The sequence below is a fragment of the Pseudomonas agronomica genome (assembly GCF_025917275.1).
GTDB classification, from domain to species: Bacteria; Pseudomonadota; Gammaproteobacteria; order Pseudomonadales; family Pseudomonadaceae; genus Aquipseudomonas; species Aquipseudomonas agronomica.
The window spans coordinates 1-611 of the sequence record NZ_JAOSHO010000990.1 but is presented as its reverse complement, the minus strand read 5'-3'; the positions used below and the strand labels follow the sequence as shown (position 1 = coordinate 611).

The 611-nt window shown below is 55.3% G+C and carries 1 protein-coding gene; it reads right to left on the bottom strand.

Annotation, left to right across the window (positions count from 1 at the left end; genetic code table 11):
- Positions 1-249, bottom strand: a 249-nt coding sequence (locus tag OC610_RS28540) for an OprD family porin (RefSeq protein WP_264433093.1), incomplete at its 3' end; no start/stop codon positions are given.
- Positions 250-611 lie beyond the last annotated feature (362 nt).

Genomic DNA, 611 nt, shown 5'->3' with positions numbered 1-611 from the left:
AATGAAACTCTGGGTCCATTCTTCGGCTTTGCCCTGGGTGGCCCTGTCGTTGACGAAGTTGCGGTTGAAGTAGGCGTTGCGCAGGTTCAGCGTGGCCTTGGCATCATCGACGAAGCCTTCGGCACTGGCCATCAACGGCATGAATGCCGCCAGGCTGGTGCAACCGAGCAAGGTCAATGCAGGTGCGGAACCGAGAAGGGTACGGCGGTTGGATCGGGTATTGGACGGAAAACGGGCACGTGTGCTCACTCTGGCGCTCCTACGGTTTTTGTTGTTTTTATTTGTCATACGTCGTCGTACAACATGGCGGCGATTATTTGATGGTCGCTGCTCGTTGTCAACTGGCCATTATCGGAATTATCCAACCGGCGGGTGCTTCAAAATGAGGCGTACCAACGACTGTCGGTCTGAGAAGTCCAGATCGAAGGCCGTTGAGCCGGGCAATTTGCGTGTTGGAAGCGGCAAGCCCAGAGACTGAGTTGTGCGATGACTGGTCTAAGACATTAGTCGAATGTGGGCTGGAAAGCGTCCCGTAGGAGCAGCGTATGCGCTGCGTATCTGCTGCGTATCTGCTGCGTATCTGCTGCATATGTGCTGCGTAGGAGCTGCGT